At 45.5% G+C, this 23,241-nt stretch carries 15 protein-coding genes and 2 tRNA genes; 8 read left to right on the top strand and 9 right to left on the bottom strand.

The window, feature by feature from the left end:
- Window positions 1–73 precede the first annotated feature (73 nt).
- From fsa to GN112_RS10855, 4 genes are all read left to right on the top strand, one after another.
- A complete protein-coding gene (fsa, locus tag GN112_RS10870; protein WP_155310232.1) occupies window positions 74–718 on the top strand; it encodes a fructose-6-phosphate aldolase in 645 nt (214 codons plus the stop codon).
- 65 nt (window positions 719–783) lie between these two features.
- Window positions 784–1,347 (top strand): CDP-diacylglycerol--glycerol-3-phosphate 3-phosphatidyltransferase, encoded by a 564-nt coding sequence (gene pgsA / locus GN112_RS10865; protein WP_155310231.1) that lies wholly within the window; start codon window positions 784–786, stop codon window positions 1,345–1,347.
- Between the two features lie 54 nt (window positions 1,348–1,401).
- Window positions 1,402–1,476: transfer RNA gene (locus tag GN112_RS10860), tRNA-Gly, on the top strand.
- Window positions 1,477–1,486: 10 nt separating this feature from the next.
- Window positions 1,487–1,561 (top strand) — tRNA-Cys (locus GN112_RS10855).
- Window positions 1,562–2,328: 767 nt separating this feature from the next.
- On the opposite strand, the gene GN112_RS10850 is transcribed toward GN112_RS10855, so the two are convergent.
- Window positions 2,329–3,447 (bottom strand): IS110 family RNA-guided transposase, encoded by a 1,119-nt coding sequence (locus GN112_RS10850; RefSeq protein WP_155309156.1) that lies wholly within the window; start codon window positions 3,445–3,447, stop codon window positions 2,329–2,331.
- Between the two features lie 2,142 nt (window positions 3,448–5,589).
- On the opposite strand from GN112_RS10850, the gene GN112_RS10845 reads away from it, so the two are divergent.
- The 3 genes from GN112_RS10845 (at window position 5,590) to GN112_RS10835 (ending at window position 9,654) form a co-directional block, all read left to right on the top strand.
- Window positions 5,590–6,174: a PIN domain-containing protein gene (locus GN112_RS10845; RefSeq protein WP_155310230.1), complete on the top strand. Its 585-nt coding sequence runs from the start codon at window positions 5,590–5,592 to the stop codon at window positions 6,172–6,174.
- Window positions 6,175–6,422: 248 nt separating this feature from the next.
- On the top strand, window positions 6,423–8,417 hold the full coding sequence (locus GN112_RS10840) for a hypothetical protein (RefSeq protein WP_155310229.1): 1,995 nt from the start codon (window positions 6,423–6,425) through the stop codon (window positions 8,415–8,417).
- Between the two features lie 259 nt (window positions 8,418–8,676).
- On the top strand, window positions 8,677–9,654 hold the full coding sequence (locus GN112_RS10835; RefSeq protein ID WP_155310228.1) for a hypothetical protein: 978 nt from the start codon (window positions 8,677–8,679) through the stop codon (window positions 9,652–9,654).
- 965 nt (window positions 9,655–10,619) lie between these two features.
- Here GN112_RS10835 and GN112_RS10830 read toward each other — a convergent pair.
- On the bottom strand, window positions 10,620–11,009 hold the full coding sequence (locus GN112_RS10830; RefSeq protein ID WP_155310227.1) for a type II toxin-antitoxin system VapC family toxin: 390 nt from the start codon (window positions 11,007–11,009) through the stop codon (window positions 10,620–10,622).
- Window positions 11,006–11,227, bottom strand: coding sequence for a type II toxin-antitoxin system Phd/YefM family antitoxin (locus tag GN112_RS10825; RefSeq protein ID WP_155310226.1), 222 nt, complete (start codon window positions 11,225–11,227; stop codon window positions 11,006–11,008). Before GN112_RS10825 ends, GN112_RS10830 begins: the two co-directional genes overlap by 4 nt.
- A gap of 726 nt (window positions 11,228–11,953) precedes the next feature.
- Here GN112_RS10825 and GN112_RS10820 point away from each other — a divergent pair.
- A complete protein-coding gene (locus tag GN112_RS10820; RefSeq protein ID WP_155310225.1) occupies window positions 11,954–12,610 on the top strand; it encodes a hypothetical protein in 657 nt (218 codons plus the stop codon).
- A 440-nt stretch (window positions 12,611–13,050) separates the two neighbouring features.
- On the opposite strand, the gene GN112_RS10815 is transcribed toward GN112_RS10820, so the two are convergent.
- The 6 genes from GN112_RS10815 to GN112_RS10790 form a co-directional block, all read right to left on the bottom strand.
- Window positions 13,051–17,100: a DEAD/DEAH box helicase gene (locus GN112_RS10815; RefSeq protein ID WP_162458873.1), complete on the bottom strand. Its 4,050-nt coding sequence runs from the start codon at window positions 17,098–17,100 to the stop codon at window positions 13,051–13,053.
- A 1,224-nt stretch (window positions 17,101–18,324) separates the two neighbouring features.
- Entirely contained in the window at window positions 18,325–18,951 is a 627-nt protein-coding gene (locus GN112_RS10810; RefSeq protein ID WP_155310223.1) for a transposase, read from the bottom strand.
- Between the two features lie 141 nt (window positions 18,952–19,092).
- Window positions 19,093–21,255: an IS701 family transposase gene (locus GN112_RS10805; protein WP_155309980.1), complete on the bottom strand. Its 2,163-nt coding sequence runs from the start codon at window positions 21,253–21,255 to the stop codon at window positions 19,093–19,095.
- Between the two features lie 13 nt (window positions 21,256–21,268).
- Window positions 21,269–21,658, bottom strand: coding sequence for an IS110 family transposase (locus tag GN112_RS10800; RefSeq protein ID WP_155310222.1), 390 nt, complete (start codon window positions 21,656–21,658; stop codon window positions 21,269–21,271).
- Between the two features lie 824 nt (window positions 21,659–22,482).
- Window positions 22,483–22,872, bottom strand: coding sequence for a type II toxin-antitoxin system VapC family toxin (locus tag GN112_RS10795; RefSeq protein WP_155310221.1), 390 nt, complete (start codon window positions 22,870–22,872; stop codon window positions 22,483–22,485).
- Window positions 22,869–23,090 (bottom strand): type II toxin-antitoxin system Phd/YefM family antitoxin, encoded by a 222-nt coding sequence (locus GN112_RS10790; protein ID WP_155310220.1) that lies wholly within the window; start codon window positions 23,088–23,090, stop codon window positions 22,869–22,871. The genes GN112_RS10795 and GN112_RS10790 overlap by 4 nt, the downstream gene beginning before the upstream one ends.
- Window positions 23,091–23,241: the final 151 nt, after the last annotated feature.

Genomic DNA, 23,241 nt, shown 5'->3' with positions numbered 1-23,241 from the left:
GTACTGCCATGCTCCACGGTTCGGGCTGAAACGCCGCTGCGTGGAATTGCCAATTCTCGGAAGGAAAATTACCATGAAATTCTTTATCGATACTGCCAATGTTGAAGAAATCCGTGAGGCCAACGCCATGGGCATGGTCGACGGGGTGACCACCAATCCGTCCCTGATCGCCAAAGAGGGCCGCGTGTTCGAAGAGGTGATCAAGGAGATCTGCGAGATCGTGGATGGCCCCATCAGCGCCGAGGTGATCAGCCTGGATGCCGAGGGCATGGTCAGCGAGGCCCGCGAACTGGCCAAAATCCATAAGAACATCGTCATCAAGATCCCCATGACCGTTGACGGGCTCAAGGCGACCCGGCAGCTCAGCCAGGAAAACATCAGAACCAACGTGACCCTGGTTTTCTCCCCCCTGCAGGCCCTGATGGCGGCCAAGGCCGGCGCATCCTATGTGAGCCCCTTTGTGGGACGCCTGGACGACCTTTCCCAGGACGGCATGCAGCTAGTGGAGCAGATCGCCGAGATTTTCAGCAATTACGCCTATGAAACAGAGATCATCGTGGCTAGCATCCGCAATCCGCTGCATGTGCTCGATTCCGCCCTGGCCGGGGCGGACATCGCCACGATTCCCTTCAACGTGCTCAGCAAGCTGGCCGCCCATCCGCTGACCGACAAAGGCATCCAGTCTTTTCTGGCGGATTGGGAAAAAGCAAAAAAATAAAACGGTTTTCTTTTCCGAATAACCCAACGGGCCAACGGGCGAATCCATCTCCGGGGTGACACCAAATGGAAAAAGCGCGCATCAGATCACTTCTCACCCATCCGAATACTTTGACGCTGTTCCGGATCGCCTCGGTGCCAGTTATTGTGATACTGCTGCTAATGCCCAATCGGTTTACCGCCCTGGTGGCCGGCCTGATCTTCAGCGCTGCCGCGATTACCGATTACTTCGACGGTTATCTGGCCAGACGCTACGGACTGGTGTCCAATCTGGGCAAGGTGATGGATCCGGTGGCCGACAAACTGCTGGTCTCCAGCTCGCTGATCATGCTCAGTTCCCTGGGCTGGATGCCGGCCTGGATCGCCTGTATCATCATCGGCCGTGAACTGGCCGTTACCGGGCTGCGCAACATCATTGCCCAGAACAAACAGGATGTCTCCGCTTCCAGCCTGGGAAAGTACAAAACCGGGTTTCAGATCGCGGCCATCATCCCGTTGACCTTTCACTACCCGGCCCTGGGATTCGATTTCCAGGCCATCGGTATGGTCTTTCTTTGGGGGGCCCTGGTGTTCACCCTCTGGTCCGGAGCGGATTACTTCCTGCGGTTCAGGAAATTACTCAGGGGATGAAAAAAATAGGTTGACATGGAAGCGCATATTTTGTAGGTATGCGTTTCTAACTGAGCGGGAATAACTCAGTGGTAGAGTGCGACCTTGCCAAGGTCGAAGTCGCGGGTTCAAATCCCGTTTCCCGCTCCATTTTTTTTTAGGCGGCATAGCCAAGTGGTAAGGCAGAGGTCTGCAAAACCTCCATTCTCCGGTTCAAATCCGGATGCCGCCTCCATCATCTGCTTAAAATAATTGGACCCCATTTTCGAAGCACCGCAGGGCAACTGCGGTGCTTCAGTTTTTCCGCCAATCGCCATAGTGCCTGCGCAAATTACCCCAACCCCAAATTCCCCTGCCAAGGTTCCTCTCCAAAGGATTGACTGGTTCAGAATCCACAGGGGTGTCACCTATCGTGACAGCCATACGATCCCCCAATCGGCATAATCGACACGAAACGTAACACCAGCGATCCTCCCAAAAACCTGATATGGTTGAACACTTGTCAAGAGAAAAACCTATCCATACCCAAAAAACTTGGGCCAATAATTTTCATCGAGCGTTTGGATAGAGGCGGGGTCTGCAATAACGACGGTAGAGCACTCTGATATTCGCGGGTTGGATACCGCCTGACTAGGCTTCGTCGTGGAGCTGCCTCGGTCTAAAGACGGGAGTTTCGGCCTGAAGGCCTATTCCGATAGCTTTTTCGAGGGTTCTCCAAACCGCGACCGCGCCCCTATCCAAAAGCTCGATGGCTATATTTGTTCTTTGATAAAGCCGATCCTTTCTTGAGCATTTTTAAAATCAATAAGTTCTTTTTCTATTTGCATCATCGATTATAGAGAAGTACTTATCCAGCTTCTTGAGCCGGAGCAACAGTCGCGCTTCTCTCGCCGTCGCTAATTCCCACCCAGCGTGGAAAGTCAGGGCTGTCAAGGCTGCGACCTTAGGGAGCACCCTTTAGGGCTTGGCCTTGATAGGCCTGGGTTTCCACGCTATAACAAATCATCTTTCAGCGGCCACGATTGGAACAGCCCGGGCAATGGCCCAGATGAAACCGGCCAACTCGCGTGCAATCGCGGTGATGACCACGTTATGGTTTTTGCCCTTTGCAATCAACCTGCGGTAGCGGTGGCATAGTCGTAGCTGTGCATTCCAGGCAATATCCAAAACATCGTCCGGCAAGCCTTCCTGGCGTTTACGGATCGCCTTACTTTTCCGGGCCGGCATACGATAGGCCTGAGCCGATTCGATCAACGTCCTGCGGGCATGGGTATTGCCGGTTTTGGTAATGGGGCCTTTTTTGATGGTGCCACCGCTTGAATGCTCCGATGGGATCAGACCCAAATAGGCCATCAGCTGTGCCGGCGTATCGAAACGGCTCAGATCCCCCAGTTCAGCGACGACGGTCACCGCGCTGAGCAAAGAAATCCCCCTGAGCGCTTGCAGAGCCTCGATAACCGGAAGCAGTCGACTGGTTTGGCAACATTGCTCAATCGCTTTTTCGATGCGCTTAACGCGGGCCTCATGGTCTTCCATGGCGTCCAGGTATTCGGTAAGGGCAATATGCTGGGCAGGATGCTGCATTTTCAGCTCCGCCAGCCAATTTAAATGAGCTTTACCCCATTTGCTTTTACCTGGATAACTGATTCCTTGTCGCAATAAAAAGGCATTGATCTGTTGTTTGACTTTGCGGAGCGATATTTGGATGTCTTTTCGTGCACGTACCAGGTCACGAAGCGCTTCATCGGCCTGATCGGGGACATACACCGGCGTCAGTTCTCCGGAACGGTGGAGCGTCGCCAGGTGGGTTGCATCACGGCGATCATTCTTAACCCGATCACCTGTTTTTTTGGGGATCAACGCTGGAGCAACGACAACGCAATCGATCCCCTTGCTTGTTAAATGCCTATAGATCGGATATCCGCACGGACCTGCTTCGTAAACACAATGCAATTCGGCGTTTTGTGAAATCAGTTTTCGCATGACGTTATCAATCTGCCCCAGGTCGTTGCTGATTTTTCCATACACTCGAACGTTTCCGTCACGTCCTTCATCGGCGATAGCAATGGTAATCGAATCTTTGTGGACATCTAAACCAACATACTTTACTATCTTGTTCATGGCCTGCCTCCTTGATTTTGGCTCTGTAGTTAGGTTTTTTACGGACCGCTCACTATAACCCACGTTTTCAAGGTTTGGCAGGCCTTTTTATTGCCGTCTTGGTTAACGTTCAACCATATTGTCTAACCGGTTTAATTTAAATAAGAAATATTATTGGCATCGATTGTATGACATTTGCATGGCCTATTTTTCCGCCGCCTAAAAAATAAACATTATTTGGAAACAGGTGAAGATTCAGAGGATTGACACACGTAGGAGCGGGCCAAGCCCGCGAAACAATGCGGTCACTCTGGCGCTAAAGATAAGGAGGGGGACTTCTGTACCCCTTGCTCCCATGCTCTGCATGGGAGGGAGCGCAAGTTGCTTATTACCTGATCATGTTTGGTTCCCACGCTGGAGCGAGGGAACCAGGCAAAAAATAAGCATTTATTGGAAACCGGTGAAAAGCCAGACGATTGGCACACGTAGGAGCGGGCCATGCCCGCGAAAAAAAGTGGTCATCCTGGCGCCAAAGATAAGGAGGGGACTTCTGTTCCCCTCGCTCCCATGCTCTGCATGGGAGCGCAAGTTGCTTAGTACTTGATCAGGCGGGGTTCCCACGCTGGAGCGAAGGAACCAGGTAACAGGAGCTTTATTGAGTACCGTATAAACATTACGATTGACACACGTAAGAGCGGGCCATGCCCGCGAAAAAAAGTGGTCATCCTGGCGTCAAAGACAAGGAAGGGGACTTCTGCTTAATTTATAGCAAGCTAAAAAAGCGTTTCTTCTCAATCGCATCGGATAAACAGCCTGTTTTATCGATAATACAATTGGACTGGTCTGAGCTGTGAAAGATAGATCTATAGCGGAACACAATACACGAATCGTTACGCCGGATGCAGGCGTATTGGATACAGCATGAAGCTGTCTTCCAATGCGGTTGTGATCCGGCGTTTTGATTGCAGTTAATTAAACCCCTGGCTTTGCCCGGGCGACCCGAAAAGGTTCGGACCGTTCCGGCGGGACGTCAAACAAACAAAGGCACTTTTTTAAGCATCGAACCTCAAACGCTGGATGGCAAGATTCACTTCGCCCATCATCCGAAGAAATAATCTCTCGCAGAGTCGCAGAGCTCACAGAGAGGAACAACAGATTGTATGGGCTTCGCCCAAAAGGCCAAAACGGATCCATGGCTTTCATTTGATTTCCTTCCCGGAAATCAAGCATCCTCTGCGTCTCTGTGCCCTCAAGCGAAGCGGGCGAGAGAAAAAATAGTTTTCAGCCCTTTGATGGGGCTTTATCAAACCATCCCCTCTGCGGGTGGTAGGTGATTGTAGTTAACTAAAAACGCTGGATGGCAAGATTCACTTCGCCCGTTATTCGAAGAAATAATCTCTCGCAGAGTCGCAGAGCTCACAGAGAGGAACAGTAGATTGTATGGGCTTCGCCCAAAAGGCCAAAACGGCCCCATGAACATGGCTTTCGTTTGATTTCCTTTTCGGAAATCAAGCATCCTCTGCGTCTCTGTGCCCTCAAGCGAAGCGGGCGAGAGAAAAAATGATTTTCAGCAGCCCCCCTTTGAGGGAGGCTTTATCAAACCACCCGCTCTGCAGGTGGTAGGTGATTGCAGTTAACTAAAAACGCTGGATGGCAAGATTCACTTCGCCCTGTCATCCGAAAAAAGAATCTCTCGCAGAGTCGCAGAGCTCACAGAGAGGAACAACAAATTGGGCATTGGTCATCGTTTCGGCTATACAGCAATTTAGAAAGCAACAGGAGACACCTGGTTCCCACGCTCTGCGTGGGAACCCATATTCCAGTAGGGATTATCACGGTGCTCCAACGCAGAGCGTGGGAGCGAGACGACATATGTGGCCGAAACGATGATCAAGGCCACAAATTGCATGGGCTTCGCCCAAAAGGCCAAAACGGCCCCATGCCATGGCTTTGATTTGATTTCCCTCTCGGAAATCAAGCATCCTCTGCGTCTCTGTGCCCTCAAGCGAAGCGGGCGAGAGAAAAAATAGTTTTCAGTTCCTTTGATGAGGCTTCATCAATGCAGGTGGTAGGTGATTACAGTATATGAGAAAACCGCTTGCACGGAGAACGCTGGGTGACCGGCGTTCCTGCCGTTAAAGCGATAATGATAAGGAAAATGGAATGATCTGGGCATTTGTCGATTATGAAAATGTTGGTTCCCTTGAAGCCATCAATCTCTCCGACTATGAGAAGGTGTTCGTTTTTTGTGGTCCCAGGAACACCAAGGTTAAATTTGGAACGTTGCCATCTCCCGATATTTGTAGAATCGAATTAATCGGTGTTTCCACAATGGGAAATAATAATCTTGATTTCCATTTGGCGTTTTATTTAGGGCGATTGCATGAGATTGCCGATAAAACAATTACCTTCCATATCATAAGCAACGATTCCGGATTCAATGGTCTGGTCAATCATTTGAAGAGAATCGGACGTAAGTGCAAAAAAGTAGGGACCCAACCATCTGGACCGGTTAAGAACTGCGAGTCTTCATCATTGAGCGACCCTGCATCAATCGTATTGTCCAAGCTCAAACAAATTGATGGCAGGAAACGGCCGCGAAAACGCACAAAGTTTATCAATTGGATCAAGTCACAGTGCCCGGGTTTTTCAAGTTCTGCAACCCCTGAAGATGTCTGTAAAGAACTGGTCATGGCTCAGCTGGTGCAGGAATCAGGCACTAACATTACTTATAGGCTTGGGCGATGAATATGCAGTGCGGTGAACAACAGCCGGGCGTTGTTACTGCGGTGGTCCAAAAAAAGGGATGGGAAAAGTTCTGAGTTAGCCAGAATTGAAAAGGGCTGATCATGAATAAAAAGGATACCAATGAACCAATGGACGTCCCCGAATTTCTCGCAGTGGATGTTATTTCGGATAGTAGCTTTTTGCTGTTCCCTGATTTTTATAGGCAAATTGTGTAGAAATTTAATGCATTGTAATAATAGGCGAATATAATGGAAAATAGACTTCTTCAGACTTTGGCTCTATTAAAAATGAATTGGGAATCCCCACAGCGAAAAGACTATATTGACATATTTATTCCATTTATAATCGAGTGCATTAAAGATTGTAATCCAATCGAACCGATTAACTCTCAAAATGTTCAAGGTCTTTTAAATAAAAAGTTTTCCATTAGTTTTCCGGAAAAAATAATCATAACTCTTTTGAATAGAGCAAAAAAAAAGAAATTACTTAAATCGGAACACAATGCATTATTTAAAGATAACGAAAAATTAGTAAAGTATAAAGCGAATAAATATTTTCAACAAAATCAAGAAAAGCTTATTTCTAGATATGAGATTTTGTTAGAGAAACTAATTGAGTTTGCAAAGGAAAAATATGGTAAGATATGGAATGAAAATTATGCTGAGAGAACTTTATTTTCCTATTTAGATATAAATGGTGTAACAATTCTTAGCACATTAACATCAGGTGTCCCTTTAAAACAAGTAATTGGAAAAAAGAGAAGATCAGATAAAGATTTATATATAGTTGCAAAGTTTATACTAAATGCTGAGCATGAAAATACAGCCGAGTTCAGTTATTTTGAATCTATTGTGCAAGGACACATCTTAGCAAGCTCTATGTACCTACCTGATATTAGCACCGCCAACAAAAAGCTCAAGGATACAGCTTTCTTTTTTGACACACCATTTATTATTTTTTCTTTAGGATATGCTGGACCAGAAAGAGAAGTTGCCTGTAAAGAACTTTTAAAATTGCTATATGATAGCAACGGTGGATTGTACTGTTTTGAACACACATTGGTAGAAATTGAAGGAATATTGCATGCATGTTCTATTGCATTGGATCCTACAAGACCGGAAGCAATTTTTGGATTTGCTGCTGAATATTTTTTATCAAATAATTTTACAGAAACCGATGTGATGGAATTAAAGAATACACTGAGGAAAGATATTCAAAATAGATTAGCTATACAAATCGTTGAAAAGCCTGAATATTGTGATTACTCAATAAATGAAGAGTATTTAAGTGATGAACTTCTAAGGCAAGTAAAATACTCCAATCCAAGAGCACTACAAATGGATGTAGATTCAGTATCCGCCATAATAAGATTAAGAAAGGGAAAACTGACAGATAAAATTGAAGACTGTAAGGCAATATTTATCACAACAAATTATGGTTTGGCCAGATCAGTAAGATCTTTTTTTGAATATAATGGATTTGAAAACTGTAGTGTTCCGCCTTGTATTACTGATCATAGATTGACTGCCCATTTATGGCTAAAGATGCCAAATAAGGCACCATCATTACCAAAAAAAAGGATAATTGCTGATTGCTATGCTGCTATACAACCAAGTGATAATTTTTGGAAAAAATATTTTGAACAGATTGAAAAGTTAAGAAGCAGAAAAAGCATCACTGAAGAACAATATCTGTTGCTAAGATACGATATCGGTGTGAGGAGAAATTTGGCTGAATTAAGCCAAGGGAATGAGGATCTTATAGATGATGAATCTTGGCAAGCCGGTACAGTTACACAGTTAATCAAGAATGCAGAAAAAATTATAGAGAATAATATTAAAAATGAATACGAGACGAAAACTAAAAAGTTACAAGAATATTCTTTGAAATTAAAGACTAAAAATATTCAATTTGATGAACAAATTAGAAAAAATGAAATTGATAGGTTGAAAAGACAACAAAAAATCGATCGTACTTCGCACTTAATAGCCTCACGCATTACTTTTTCTGTTAAAGTAATATTTTTTGTAATAATTGCAATTGGAGCTATTTATAGTTTTTATAAATCAAATGTAATAATTGCTAGTTTAGTGCCTGCATATTTTGTCGGTATCTCACTCTGTTTTCTATTATTGTTAACACTGTTGAACTTATATTTTGGTATTACGGTAAGTCAAATATGCCAGACTATTGAATCGAAAATATTTAGGAAGGTTGAAGCAAAACTTTATCAGCTTTTTTGATTTACAATGGGGGAGCTATGGACATATATTGGCTTAAGGATGAAATTATAGAAGTGCAAAATTCTCAATTATAAATCAGTTCAATTGTCATTTTAGGATAAAAAATCGAAAAAAGATATATTTTTAAAACTTTAAATGTTCCCGATTAAAGTATAGCTGTTCCAGTGATCGAGTTCTTGTTGTGTAAACCTATTTATATATTGTTGGTTCTGTTGCGAAGCACCGTTCATATTGAGGATTTTAATTATGGGGGAAGTTAATGAGCGTTATCAGTGCATCAATAATCTCAAATGAAATAAATTTTTTTAGCAAAAGCAAAAAATATTGCGATGAATCTGTCTCAAGAAACTTGCGCGACTTTATTTGCCACCATCAAGGCGAATTTATTCAATACACTTTTCTTGCTGGTGAGTATCATAAAGAAATGAAGTACGCGTTCGGTAATGAACAAAAAGATCGCAGTGAAATAGAAGAGAAACATGATCAACTAGTAGAATACCTAAACGAACAAATTGGAAGTATTGTCTCCTCTTCATTCAATTTAATGCAAAAATTTTTTGCTGGTCGCCATATTAAGTCTCCTCGTATTTGTATTAAAGCAAATTTTGATCCAAGAGAAAAACTTGTAATTGGATTATTTCGAGAAAAAAAAGTTGGATATAATTCTGATTGTTCAGTCTCCGAGAATAAAGGTTTCAACTCTGTGAAAGAGAATGGTCGTTATTACTTGTGCCAAAATATCCCTGTAGAAACCCAAAAAGGGGAATACTACAACCCGAGATTGATCAAAGAAGCTGTAGATAATTATCGGCCCACAGGCAAAATCAAACGTTTTTTTCAAACGAAAAATAATGTTTTTATTGATGAAAAATGGATAAATTGTTGGCAAAGGTCATCGTCAGAAGATGGGAAGACAATTAAGCCACATTATAGAAGTTGTTACAAATCAACACTTGTTATTCCATTAACACTTTGGAATAATATCCTTAATAAAAAATTTCTTAAGAAATTTAACCTAGACGATGTGAATAGGACAATTTTTGGGTATTTGTGCTTTGATCATATCAAAGCCAATTATTTTAATCCCATATTGGATGTTGATATGGGGTATGTTTTTGCCGATATATTATCCTTGTATTTGCTAATTAGATTTATATTTGTAAATCAATCGGCAACATATGAATTGGTCAAACAATTTCTTAACAATGATCCGTATCGTTCTAAAATAAATTTATAAATACTGTTGCAAAATAAGTAGAAAATGTTTAAAGTTCTTATAACAAGAGCCGATAATGTATTAAAGCTCTCTTTTGGAGGATAAAAGGAATGCCGACAAGTAAAATGCAAAGACAAGACATACCAACATCAAATAACAACACTTTGTATTACGTTGATCGATCATTTGTCAGATTTGCACAGAAATTTGATCCTAGTGAGAATTATTGTAGACAATCTACGCAAGATAATTGCTCAACAACAGTAAACATTATAAATAACAGTAGCGAGAATACTCAGAGCTCTTCTTAATAACAATTACATCCTTTTTTAGCTTCGGTAAAAGCTTCTTGGAAATTTCCTCAATAAGTACGGGAGGTATACCCGGGACGTCTTTAAATATCTAAATAATAGGGCGGGGCTTAAGGACGCTAATTCGATTATTGTGTTGTCCTGGATAGATTAACGGCCGCACCTACCAGGGCAACCAGCCGGAAGTTGCGGCCAATGAACAAATATCGCCAAAAGAAAATGACGGCGAACGGGGAAGAATAATTCCATTTCCTATCTGTGTTCCGAAAATGTGATCCACCACAGCTCAATTCTGTTCCACGAACAACGACAAATAATTTTAAGCGACCTGGAGGCAATATGCTCGCAAGGGTTAGGAATTCTTGTCAGACCAAGTGAACCAATTGTAAATACAGAATAAAGATGATAAAAACAACCCTGATAGCGGCTTAGAGACACTTTTTGCCCGGCAAAAAAATGCTTTTAAGCAATTTGAGCCGTATTGAATGGGGAGTATTGGGGACGTTCGTCGGATTTCCGGTTTACAATTTTGGGGGAGTATTGGGGACGTTCGTCGGATTTCCGGTTTACAATTTTGGATCTGCGGGATTACGTCCATTGGTTTATTGGTTTGAATAAGGAAAAATTAATCATCTTTTCAATATATCAATAGAATGACCCTCGTCCTTCCTATGATCAACCGTTCACGCCAAAAATATCAATCGGGAAGCTGGTCATCGCCTTGTCAACACTAGCCAAAGCCATTTTTTCTATCTTTGATTGAGCTGCCAGCATGCGATCAAAAGGATCTCTGTGAACGTTTTTCCAGCTGCCAGCCAGCTGGGCATGCTCGGGTGTGATCGCCAACGGCTGAAATCCTGCCTTGAATATCCATTCAGGAACATTTTCGGCAACTTTAGAAGCGTCAGGCAGCTTACCCAATCGGTATTTCGTGGCAATTTCCCAAACAGACGCGGCACTGATATAAATAGGGTTTTTGACGTCTGCAATGTGTGATTCGATTTGCCTTGGCAGCTTTGGGTCATCGAAAAGCCACCAGAGAAAGATATGTGTGTCTAATATCATTCCCAATGTTGAAGCTCTTCTTCCGGCAATGGTTCAAAAAAAGCGTCTGATACAGATCCATCGACAATACCTGGTGTTCGCCGGGAAACGGGCTCTAGGGGCACCAGCTTGGCGAAAGGCTTTCCTGATTTGGCAATAATAATCTCTTCACCGGCATTTACCCGGAGCAACAATTTTGAAAAGTGGGTTTTCGCATAGTGAATATTGACTGTTTCCATACGGCACCTCACAAACTTAGTCTATTTTTGTTAGTCTAATTTGCGTTTGCTGGAATGTCAATGCGCTTATCTAAAATGATGGTCAAATCCGTGATGGGCACTGGGGTCGCACCAAATTGGGCACTGGGGTCGCACCAAATTAACCATTTGACATAAATAGATAAATGGTGAAAAAATAACCTCTGAAAACGTCTTAGGCGATCACTTTTGGGGGTAAAAAACCTATTTTAAGCGAATCTGAGCGATGGCACGCGCTTATCGACATTTTATACCGGAACATATTTGGCGTATCACCCAACGATGCCATAAGAGAGATTTCCTTTTAAAATTTGCCAAAGATCGCAACCGCTGGATCGAACTCCTTTACGAGAAACCATAGAAAACTACGGAAATGAAGATGATAATCCGCAAAAGATGGACGAGGTTAAAATATCTTGGGGCAATACTTTCCCTTGGATTTTCCAGTCAGGATCTTAAAATGGCGTTTTTGAGGTCAAAACAGGCCATCTAAGCAATAATAATTGATATGAAAATCATATTATTGCAAATAATTACAAGGCCATAATTTAGCGCGACCCCAGGGTGCACCACTCCGACCGGGCGGGCCATGGCATTTCTTTTGAACGATTTTAATCTATGGAATTGGTCAATCTTTTTTAATTTCCGTTTGCCTCCCGCCCGGTCAGTGAGGCAAGCATTAGAGCCTATACCAAATGGAGAAAAAGCATGTCTGCGTACTACAATAATTTATTCCGAGCTGACCCTTTTAGGTTCATAAATACGTACTCAGTAGATATTAAGGGGTGGTTTGAAGGGTTAATGCGGCACGGCGACGGTATGAGCCGGGCTCTAGTGCAGGCAGCAAACGCAGCGGGTGTTTGCCGTTTAGACTTTGATCCCGTTGGAGGATTTTTTGGATTTGGAGTAAATACTGTTCAAGTTCAAATGATTCCGCAAGGGGGCATTGACGCATATTGGGTACCTTATCACGCTGGGCACGGTTTGCCCGGCTTTACAGATGTGCTAAGACTAAACCCTCCCTCTAAGTTCGTCTTTACTGCTGGAATGAATGGTTGTGCGTTTGTGGTGACAGACTCGCCTAAAGGAGCTGCATACATGCGCGTTTACCATAATCAACATCCAAATGTCGATAGTATTTGGAATGATATTCACAATGTTGGAATGCCAGTAATTTCTTACTCTGGATTTGAAGACTACGGTGGAGGCGCATTGCCTAATGGAATGAACCCGGTAGCGTTTAATTTCCTTTATTATCGCAATGGAACCTGGAATTACGTTTTTCAACCGCAAGCGTTCAATGCATTGAGCAAAAATCCGGCTCGACGGCTGATAGGGCAGTCATCAATGCGATCAGTTTTTTAACACCTAAGATATACTGGATAATGAGGCAGACTATTTCTCATTTCAAAACCATCGGGCTTCGGGCATGGGGTCCACTCTTTTTCGCAGTCATGCACATGTCGTGAATCGAGAGAATCAGATCCGCCCGTGTGATCTCTGGATTGAGGGATGGGCCACGCCAACCAGCTGTAATAATGAAAAAAAGTTGAAAAAGCATGCCTATTTGGGGCCTATATCGCGATTTTTACCACAAAAAATCGCGATATAGGGAGCCTGCGTTTCCCGGAGTTCAACTGCGCCACCATCTGAGTAAGGCCGGCGACCTTTCGCCATAGCGCCCATGGCGGATCTTATGCGATCGATAAAGGAGCTACTGCCCACGGCAACGCTTTCCGTCCAACGGCTTTCCCTTTTGGTGTCAATCTTTTCCAAAGCGGCGTTAACCCATTTTCAGTACTCCTTTACTCCTGGATTAAAGCCAGGAGTTCTTCGGCAGAAATTTTCCCACTTAAATCGCTCCCCGTGAGTAGACTATCCGCAAGTTTGCGTTTCCGGCGATGCATTTGTACAATTTTCTCTTCCACCGTCCCTTTGGTAATCAGGCGATAAATGGTCACCGGACGTTGCTGACCAATCCGATGGGCACGATCCGATGCCTGATCCTCCACCGCCGGGTTCCACCATGGGTCCATGTGAATCACATAATCCGCTGCAGTGAGGGTCAGCCCCACGCCCCCGGCTTTAAGACTGATCAGGAACACGTCCCCCTCCCCGGATTGAAAGCCGTGGATGGCCTTTTGTCGCTGGGTAGCCGGCGTACTGCCGTCCAGGTACTGGTATTTTATGTTGGATTCATCCAGATGGTTTCGGACAAGGGCTAAATGCCCCACAAACTGGCTGAAGACAAGCGCTTTGTGTCCACTGGTGATGAGTTCTCCCAGAATTTCAGAAAAGACCGCTAGTTTACTGCTGGCAATGGAGATCTCTTTGTTGACGAGTTCACTATGACAACACGCCTGACGCAATTTTGTGATCTCCGCCAGTATCTTGAGGTGCCTTTGGCCGCCATGGCTCTCATCATCATTGGAGAGGCGCTCCAGCGCTTGTTGACGCAAGGCCTCGTAAAACGCCGTTTCCTCTTTGCTCAAATCGATATCCAGCACAATCTCTGTGCGGGAGGGCAGCTCTTCCAAGACCTGGGCTTTGGTCCGACGCAGGATGAACGGCTGGATCAGTCGCTTGAGATCCTTTCTTGCCCGGGCATCCCCCTTTTTTTCAATGGGGACGGCAAAGGTCTCGTAGAACTGCCCCAGGGATCCTAAGAGTCCGGGATTGATAAACTGAAACAGATTCCACAGCTCACCCAAGTGATTTTCAATGGGTGTTCCGGTGAGAACCACCTTGAATGCAGCCGTTAGCTTCATGACGGATCGGGATCTCTGGGTGGCGAAATTTTTTATTGCCTGGGCTTCATCCAACACCACCATCTGCCAAGAGATCGCCGACATCATGGCAGCCACCTTTTTTTGCTGCATCAGGCCGTAACTGCAGATCAGCACATCAAAATTTCCGGCATCTTCCAGAATTTTTTTCCGTTTGCTTCCGCCAAATAAAATAAGGTTCAGACTCGGAGCAAAGCGATTGGCTTCGGCAACCCAGTTTGCACAAACCGAAGTGGGGGCGATCACCAGTGACGGGCCTTTCGGGGCATACTTGATGAGCATGGCCAGGGTCTGCATGGTTTTACCAATTCCCATGTCATCGGCCAGGCAAGCCCCCACGCCCCAGTCCGACAGACAGTTCATCCAATTGATCCCCTCCAACTGGTAATCGCGCAGCTCGGCATTCAGGGTGGATGGGGCCGCCAGCAGTGGATCGGTCTGAGTTTGAAGTTTGGCTATGTGAGCTTTCCATTCCTTGTTGGAGCTTACCGAGCCGACTTCCTGGAAAAATCCCTCCAGGGCCAAAGCAGCCAGGGGGTGAAACTTTACTCCGTTTCCATCTCTGAAGGAGTATCTGTCGAGGGCCTGGAGTCGGTTACGAAAGACTTCGGTTAATTCAACGAATTGACCCGGCTTGATCTCCAGGAATCGGGAGTTGCTTTTTTCAAGATATTCCAAAAGCATACCCATCTCCAGGGTGAGGCGCTCATCCACCACCACCTGTCCGGTCATGGCAAACCAATCTTCTCCCCCTTTGATGTTGAGTCGGCAGTTGTCGAAGGAAATGTTTCCTACCAACTCAAAGGGTTTGCCCTCGGGCCATTCAAGCATAACCCCCTCTTTTTCTACTTGAACCCCTAATTCCTGTATCAACTCCAGGGAATCCGCCACGTCTGGAAAGTGCCATTCTCCTTGATTCTCTTCAGCAGCAGCAAGGGTTGGAGTGCCGCTCAGCAACCGGGCTGCCAACGCGTTTTCGGCATCAAGATCTCTTGTCGTTTTCATCTGGACGCCATTCACGCGGGCGAGAACATTTTTTCCCTTGCTGCCGGGGGGATAAGAGGGCCCCTCTTCACCCAGGGGACGAACAACCATGGAGAGTTTCAGCCCCTCTCCCAGGGGAGAGAGCTGAATATGGAGGGTTGAATCGGCTTCTACCTCTGAAACACGTTCACTCCCACTTCCCCCTTCGATATCCGAATGAATGGTGATATCCCCTGCCAGCGCATCCATCACCTGCACAATTTTATCCTTCGCGGATGCCGGAAATGTGGCCTCCTGTCCCAGGATATCGGCAATGGCCTGATATTTTGCGTCCAGAGACACCAACTTGATTCGCGTCGAAGTCTCTTGTACCACCACATGGTCTGCCTTAAAATGACGTCGGGGCCTGGGAGACAAAACAAGGGCAAATTGCCCTTTGCCCTGGGTTGAAATCGTGAGTTCAGGCTTTCCATGAACCAACTCCAACCGGGTGGTTCCATCGCTTGAAAAGAGTAAGGGATGGCCAACGACATCGGGCAGATAGGCATCATCGAAAACATATTCCACCTTGGTGTACCACCCATCTCTGTAACTATTGGCATAGATATGCCCACAAATTTTTTTGTCCTGCTCCGTCAGGTAGGGAAATTTTCTTATCTCATCGCACAACCGTTTCAAGGCAATCGGACGCCCTTTTGTCCAAACGCCTTTGGCATTTCGCTTTTGCTCCCTGGGGCTGATGCCGCACTCTCCGTTATCCACGTAATCAAGGAACCAGGCCATGCGTTGATCGTAATCGCTTTCCTGCTTTTTCGCACGTTGTTTTCCAGGGGATGTTTTTTTGTTCAAGGCGAGCAGCGCATTCAGGGTGTGCTCCCAGACATTACTCTCACTGGTGAGCTCGACCAGACAGGACGGATGCTTGCTTTTGCCGGTTTTGGATCCGGACTTTGACAAACGTTGGATCAGGGTCTCCAGTTCTCCGGCAAACCAGACGTATTGATTATCTTTTGCAAGTTTATGAAGTTGTTTTATGTCTTCAAGCTTTCTTTTTGCTTCTTCCCTGTCCACCCAGTAGTAAGCAAACAAGGTGAAAAAATCGGGGGTCAAATCTGAGGAATGATGCCATGAACTAATCCAAACGCTGTGACGAAGAATACTATCCGCCCCCCTGGAGTTACCTTGCAGATAATCCAAAAGCTCCCCCAATAAGTCACCTATTTTTTCAAAGCCGTATTCTCGATCCATTCTCATTGCCAGACAAGCTCTTGCCCGGGAAAAGGTCTCATCACTGCCCTCTTTAATCAGGGCCAGGATATAAAAAAAACCCATGAACTGGCTGAAAAAGACTTTCTTTTTCCCTTTTGTTCTTTTTTTCAGAAGATCCAGTGCTTTTTCATACAATGTGATGGATTTTGCATTCGCCCCATTACAAAATGCCATCCATCCCTGTAGACACATACTGTTCTCAAGGTGCTCGCTTTTCTCACCATATTTTTTAAGCCAGGCATCCAGACGCTTTTGTTGACCGGTGAGCATCCATTTTTCCAATACCGCCGCCTCAAGGTCTGATTCACATTTTTCAGACCCCTCCATGACAAGGGATTCCAGGTAATCGGCATAGGAATCGTTCCGCTTCCAACGTGCTATTTTATTAAGATAAGGCTCTTCCAGAAAGCTTGTATGGATATCCGGCGGCAACAATCGAAACCAGTCCGGGTCAAAGGGGCGACAGCAGATCCGTTCCCACACGATGGGAAGTGGCTCTTTGTCTAAAACAACCCGGTTTTTGAATTTTTCATAAAGCGCAGTGGCTTGGTCCACCTTTTCCCGATAAAAGAGAATCCGCATTCCAGCCGTCACTTGATCCATTGACAGAGATGGTACCTGTGCCAACCCCTCTTCAGTCAGATTCAGTGTGTGTTGAAGGGTCTCGGCCAGGGCTGTGAATGTCTTTTCTGCAACGAGGTGCCTTGTCAAGACTTCAATGTAATCTCGGTTGATCACAAGGACACTGCGGCTTTTTCCATGTAATATATCTGTTTCCAGAAGGACATCCAGCGAACCGCGAAGCAGCTTTGACATGGAGTTTCTCGTCCCAGAATCAAAGCGTTTACCGTCTTTTGTCTTGATGTCTAGGGCGACAAGACAGGCACGTAACTGGGTCTGATTCAACCTGCCATAGGCGATGGAAAGAATCTGTAGAATCTTTTTTTCGAGAAAAGGCAATGCATGATATTTTTCCATAAAAATTTGATTTTCTGTCGACATGGGCTATTTTTCTGTTCTGTTATTTTAACGACAACCAAGACAACTTCGTACGTGTTCACGGGGTTAAAATTCCCAATGCGCTGAAACTGCTGGACCCGTATACCTTTATTCGTGGTAGTTTGCCAGGCGTTATTCATTTGGGGGATTTCAGGGACATCCTTGGTTTATCGGATTAACAGATAACCTCATCTGAAAGTTTAAACCCTTGCTCTTCGACAATCCGCAGGCCCCTCGGGTAGTCGGGGACATTCCATTGGTTTATTGGTTTGAAATAGGGTGCGTTGGTCGGTCGGTGGTAAAATCGATATACTGCCGGCGTGAAAAGCCCAGGATGTACGAGAAACACAGCACCTTCTGCCGAGCAATGATTTTGTCGATCGATTGTCCCGTATCATGACGGGCAGCGAGACGCTTTGTTATGCATGGGCGCTGATCCCCAATCCATATCTGCTTTTGCGAACCGGGGGAGTATTGGGGACGTTCGTCGGATTTCCGGTTTATGCGGGATGCCCGGGACGTCTTTAAATATCTAAATAATAGGGCGCGGCTTAAGGACGCTAATTCGATTATTGTGTTGTCCTGGATGGTTAGGGAATTTTGTCGCCCATTAAAGTGCGGGTCACCCATTAAAGTGCGCCCATTAAAGTGCGGGTCAAGTAAAAAAACACCCTCCCGTACGAAAAAAACAGGCTTTTTTCGCTTGGCCAATATAATGCTGTTTAAACGACGTTTTCGCTGTTTTTCCTTCTTCCGCGCCCGTAGCTTCAATTTGGTCGGTTAGATCGATTGTGGTCGATCCGCACCAGTCACCCATCGGGATCAAGATAGTCTATGCCATCCCTGGCTCAAAGAGCCCCAGAAGACCTTCGGTACCATGCCGATTCCAAATGATGTTTCACAGACCAGTGGCTTGGAGCCAACCCTATAGTGGTTCACGGCATGGGCGGACGAATCGAAAACAAGCAGGATACGGCAGCACCAATCAGACCATATGGATTGTACCAGACCCCAGTCGTGGGTTACTGCCGTACCCAAATCTTACCCAAACAACAACGATGGATCGTAAGTTGTTTGATCTCTCATGATAAAATACGATGCTTTACTCAGTTTATTGGCAAGGGCCTTGATCGCCACCGTGTAGTTTTTCTCAGCCGTTTTGCGCTCGACAAACTTCCGTGCCCGAGGGCAACTTCTCTTGTTGTGATTAGCGGCTTCCACATAAGCCCAGGACAGATAGCGATTGCCGTTCTTACGATTGTTATTGCCTTTCTTTTTGCCGTTTGACGTGCTTTGTGCCTTTACGCAGCGGCAATACGATGAGTAGTTCCCAACAGTCTCAAATCGCCCGATATCTCCAACCTCAAGCATTATTGTCATTGCCAAAATTCTTCCAATTCCTGGGATGGATAATAACTTCTGATAAGCTTTGTCTAATTCTACTATGCCTTCTACTTCCGCTTCAATATCCTTGATTTGTTTTTCGAGAAAACGGATCGTTTCTATTTGGTGACGGGCGGTGGATACCAAATGTGGGCAATCGAACATTTGATTGATGAAATCATCGCGAAATCGAGCTATGGCACTTGCGCTTTGCTCCACCCCTTTATTACGGGCAATCATGCTTTGCAAACTGAGAATCTGAGTTGTTCGTTGTTTTACGAACATTATTCTCCTTCGAAATAGATCCCTTATTGGGCGTAACACTACAGCGAAACATTGATGTTATGAGAGTTGGCCAACATGATCCGTTTTTTCCTGTGTGACGTATACGAAATCAAATTACGGCGCAGGTGATATTGAACAATTTCATACATCCCCTCGGAACTCAGCGACCTGAGAGGAAGTACTACAGATAGTATTTTGCGAACCAAGGGAACCGTCAACAACGGAGTTTTTTTTAAAGCGCAATCTCATCCGCAGCATAAAGTGCAAGGCCAAGAATACGAAGGTCATGTGCCGATGCCAGGCGGTCCAGGAACGGTGTTCGTAGCAATCCATGCCAACCTGACTTTTGCCTTCCTGAAAGCACTGTTCAATTGGCCAGCGCATAGTAGAAGCTTTCACCATTTCGGAACGAGAAATTTTTTTGGGAGCATTGGAAATGGCGTATCTGATTTTACCATCGTCGTTTTGTCGAAAGAAAAGCCATTGTTGATCACCTGCCGGCAATCCGTCGCGAGACATATAAACGCGAATGCGAGCCACCTTGGCGATGATGGGTCCCTTGGCACCCTCGGCAACAACGACCGTCTTCCAGGACAGGCGACCGGACTTAGCGATTTCGGATACGGTTCTCGGCTTGGGTTGACCTGGTAATACTTTCTCTTTGGTGGGATGACGGCCATGCCCTTTATATGGCGGGATGCCCACTTTTGGCTTTTTTGTGAAAACCTGGGTATTGGACTTGATTGCGGCAAAGTAAAGCAGATCCTTGGGCAAGGCGTTTAAAAATTCTATGTCACTGCCAAAGGCGGCATCGGCGCCGACCCACTTTGCAGGGTAGTATTTCGCTGCGACAATCTCATTGATTAGTCTTAAGGCAATCTGCTGCTTGGTTTCAAAAACGAGATCTTCGGGGACCATGTTGAACCGGCGTCGCTTTTCCTGCTCGGGAGAAAACCAGCTTTCCGGCATATACAACTGGCAATTGAGCAGGCCATATCCCTTATCGCTTGAGTAGCCAATAAAGACACCGGATTGGCAGTTCTCTGTTTTTCCCAACGGACCACAATACTGCCGAGCCACACCGACCGATTCTTTGCCTTTTTTGGGAAAATCGCTGGGATCGACGGTAATCATTCCATCGGGGGCGGCGATCAACGGCGCCAACATTTCCTGATGAACTCGCAGCATGGTGTCATGGTCCCAACGACCGTTCTTCATGAACATCTGCAGGGAGCGGACAGATTTTTGATCGAGAAATTCAAGCGCGATCGGTTCCACGGATTTGGCTTCGGCATTGCTCATGAGTCCGGAAAAATAGGCTAATCCCAGACGGTGATGTTCGGAGCGTCCGTAAGCATCATGAAAGCATTGATGAAAATCGACGAGCTCTTTTGCAATCGTTTCGAGATCAAAGGGATCGAGATTCAAATCGGCAGTAAGTTGCGGATGCCATCGACAATGTTCTAAAAGCATGACCAACGCCTCCACTTTGGTTTGGGTGGAAGGGCGATCACACGAAAGGGCGGGCTGTTGTCGGCAATCGATAATTTGTCTGAAGTTCGGGTCTAAAACATAAAGGTAAACCTCCTTTGGGTTGCCATGATAGCGATATCCTTTGCCTTGTTTGGTACTGCCCTGCGTAGGCCCAATGTGCTGCCAGTTGGCGGCTTTATAGCAGGTGCCTGCAAAGTAGCGGTTGTCGACAAACGTTTCCAGAAGCAGGAGTCGATGACTGAAATGGCGTAGCCAATCCGCAGGCAACCGCGCGATATTGAGGGCCAAAACATGCGATGCCAGATTATGTAACTGAACCCAGGGCAGGATCAAAAAACGGCTGTTGGCTGCCAGTTGGTGCAGATGCTGTTTTCGTTGCTCCGGAGACCAACCGATAAAACGATCTCTTGCGGACAGTTTCAATGCCGGCGCGCTCCACGACAAACCAGCGACAGGACGGTCTTTTAAAAAAGCCAAGTACTTGAGCCGATGTCCCAGAAGCCGCCGATATCCTAAATAGTGGTGCTGACGGACCCATCGATCCCACAATGGTTCCCAGTCCGAACCACTGACGGGTACAACTTTGGCCGGGCCAAAATCCTTTATGGTTCCGGCTATTGCATCGGTGTTGAACGTAGGCGGAACCGGCGGCAAAATATCATTTTGTTTTTGAGCTATTTGCATAGCGGCAATGGTGTTGTTAACGGTAAAACGCGACTCCACGGCAGCGGAAAGAACCGCTTTCAAGCCGACGAACGAACAATGTGCAACGCCGTAGCTTCGATTGATCGCCCTGTTAATTGGAAGCATACATGCTTTTGATTTAATTGTCTACAGCTATCTTGCGCTGTAGTGGTAATGACTTGGGGTAAATGTAGCCTTGTGGCAGGATGCCAAGCCTGAGCAAATGCGCAAGCCAAAACGCATCATATTTGTCATCCCTGTTTTTCAAACCCTTGTATTGCTGGATGGCCGCCGGGTTGGCCAAATGGACCTTGTACCCTTGCTCCAGCAACCCATCTACCAGCCAATACCAGTTATAGGTGGATTCAACGACAACCCCTTGAAGGCTTTTTTTGTACCTTTTAAGCACCTTAACAATTTCTTTGAGATTGTTGTCATGACGACGACTGTGGAGCTTTTCGTCATTTTGGTCGATTACCCCGACAAAACTGTTACTTGAATGAAGATCGATTCCAGCGTATGTTTTCATATGGCACCTCCTAATTTGGTTGATATGATACCCAATTATTCCACAGCGATGGTCGCTATGGAAGGGAGGTGCCTTTCTTACTAGCGGCCAGCAGAGAACCATCATGTATTGAGGCAAAAAATCTGTAACAGTTATACGGTGTTCATGATGGTTCTCTGCTGGCCGCAATCGCACTTTAATGATTATCAGACCAAGTGAACCAATTGTAAATACAGAATAAAGATGATAAAAACAACCTTGATAGCGGCTTAGAGTCACTTTTTGCCCGGCAAAAAAATGCTTTTAAGCAATTTGAGCCGTATTGAATGGATAGCAAGCCTCAAGGATGCCCGAGGATGCCCGGGACGTCTTTAAATATCTAAATAATAGGGTGGGGCTTAAGGACGCTAATTCGATTATTGTGTTGTCCTGGATAGATTAACGGCCGAACCCACCAGGGCAACCAGCCAGAAGTTGCGGCCAATGAACAAATATCGCCAAAAGAAAATGACGGCGAACGGGGAAGAATAATTCCATTTCCTATCTGTGTTCCGAAAATGTGATCCACCACAGCTCAATTCTGTTCCACGAACCACGAAAAATAATTTTAAGCGACCTGGAGGCAATATGCTCGCAAGGGTTACAGATGTAAGGAAATCAAAGGAGCGCCTGAAGGGGATCCTGCTCGGGATCGCAATTGATGGGGAGTATTGGGGACGTTCGTCGGATTTGCGGTTTACAATTTTGGATCTGCGGGATTACGTCCATTGGTTTATTGGTTTGAATAAGGAAAAATTAATCATCTTTTCAATATATCAATAGAATGTCCCTGTTCCTTCCCATGCTCAACCGTTCACGCCAAAAATATCAATCGGGAAGCTGGTCATCGCCTTGTCAACACTAACCAAAGATATCTTTTCTATCTTTGATTGAGCTGCCAGCATGCGATCAAAAGGATCTCTGTGAGCGCTTTTCCATCTGCCAGCCAGCTGGGCATGCTCGGGTGTGATCGCCAACGGCTGAAATCCCGCCTTAAATATCCATTCAGGTACATTTTCGGCAACTTTAGAAGCGTCAGGCAACTTACCCAATCGGTATTTCGTGGCAATTTCCCAAACAGAAGCGGCACTGATGTAAATAGGATTTTTGACGTCTGCAATGTGTGATTCGATTTGTCTTGGCAGCTTTGGGTCATCGAAAAGCCACCAGAGAAAGATATGTGTGTCTAATATCATTCCCAATGTTGAAGCTCTTCTTCCGGCAATGGTTCAAAAAAAGCGTCTGATACAGATCCATCGACAATACCTGGTGTTCGCCGGGAAACGGGCGCTAGAGGCACCAGTTTGGCGAAAGGCTTTCCTGATTTGGCAATAATAATCTCTTCACCGGCATTTACCCGGAGCAACAATTTTGAAAAGTGGGTTTTCGCATAGTGAATATTAACTGTTTCCATACGGCATCTCACAAACTTAGTCTATTTTCGTTAGTCTACTTTGTGCTTGCTGGAATGTCAATGCGCTTATCTAAAATGCAGCACTGACGCATAACTATTTAAACCCACTGATACCAGCGAGATAGACAGACATCAAAAAAAGTTTGTCTCA

Source organism: Desulfosarcina ovata subsp. ovata (assembly GCF_009689005.1).
GTDB lineage: Bacteria > Desulfobacterota > Desulfobacteria > Desulfobacterales > Desulfosarcinaceae > Desulfosarcina > Desulfosarcina ovata.
Note: the sequence above shows the minus strand (reverse complement) of the source record. Positions and strands in the feature narration are given on the sequence as shown.

Excerpts from the sequence above, each read along its gene's own strand:
- fsa (WP_155310232.1), top strand. The coding sequence starts at position 74 with ATGAAATTCTTTATCGATACTGCCAATGTTGAAGAAATCCGTGAGGCC.
- pgsA (WP_155310231.1), top strand. The coding sequence starts at position 784 with ATGGAAAAAGCGCGCATCAGATCACTTCTCACCCATCCGAATACTTTG.
- GN112_RS10850 (WP_155309156.1), bottom strand. The coding sequence starts at position 3,447 with ATGAACAAGATAGTAAAGTATGTTGGTTTAGATGTCCACAAAGATTCG.
- GN112_RS10845 (WP_155310230.1), top strand. The coding sequence starts at position 5,590 with ATGATCTGGGCATTTGTCGATTATGAAAATGTTGGTTCCCTTGAAGCC.
- GN112_RS10840 (WP_155310229.1), top strand. The coding sequence starts at position 6,423 with ATGGAAAATAGACTTCTTCAGACTTTGGCTCTATTAAAAATGAATTGG.
- GN112_RS10835 (WP_155310228.1), top strand. The coding sequence starts at position 8,677 with ATGAGCGTTATCAGTGCATCAATAATCTCAAATGAAATAAATTTTTTT.
- GN112_RS10830 (WP_155310227.1), bottom strand. The coding sequence starts at position 11,009 with ATGATATTAGACACACATATCTTTCTCTGGTGGCTTTTCGATGACCCA.
- GN112_RS10825 (WP_155310226.1), bottom strand. The coding sequence starts at position 11,227 with ATGGAAACAGTCAATATTCACTATGCGAAAACCCACTTTTCAAAATTG.
- GN112_RS10820 (WP_155310225.1), top strand. The coding sequence starts at position 11,954 with ATGTCTGCGTACTACAATAATTTATTCCGAGCTGACCCTTTTAGGTTC.
- GN112_RS10815 (WP_162458873.1), bottom strand. The coding sequence starts at position 17,100 with ATGTCAAAGCTGCTTCGCGGTTCGCTGGATGTCCTTCTGGAAACAGAT.
- GN112_RS10810 (WP_155310223.1), bottom strand. The coding sequence starts at position 18,951 with ATGTTCGTAAAACAACGAACAACTCAGATTCTCAGTTTGCAAAGCATG.
- GN112_RS10805 (WP_155309980.1), bottom strand. The coding sequence starts at position 21,255 with ATGCTTCCAATTAACAGGGCGATCAATCGAAGCTACGGCGTTGCACAT.
- GN112_RS10800 (WP_155310222.1), bottom strand. The coding sequence starts at position 21,658 with ATGAAAACATACGCTGGAATCGATCTTCATTCAAGTAACAGTTTTGTC.
- GN112_RS10795 (WP_155310221.1), bottom strand. The coding sequence starts at position 22,872 with ATGATATTAGACACACATATCTTTCTCTGGTGGCTTTTCGATGACCCA.
- GN112_RS10790 (WP_155310220.1), bottom strand. The coding sequence starts at position 23,090 with ATGGAAACAGTTAATATTCACTATGCGAAAACCCACTTTTCAAAATTG.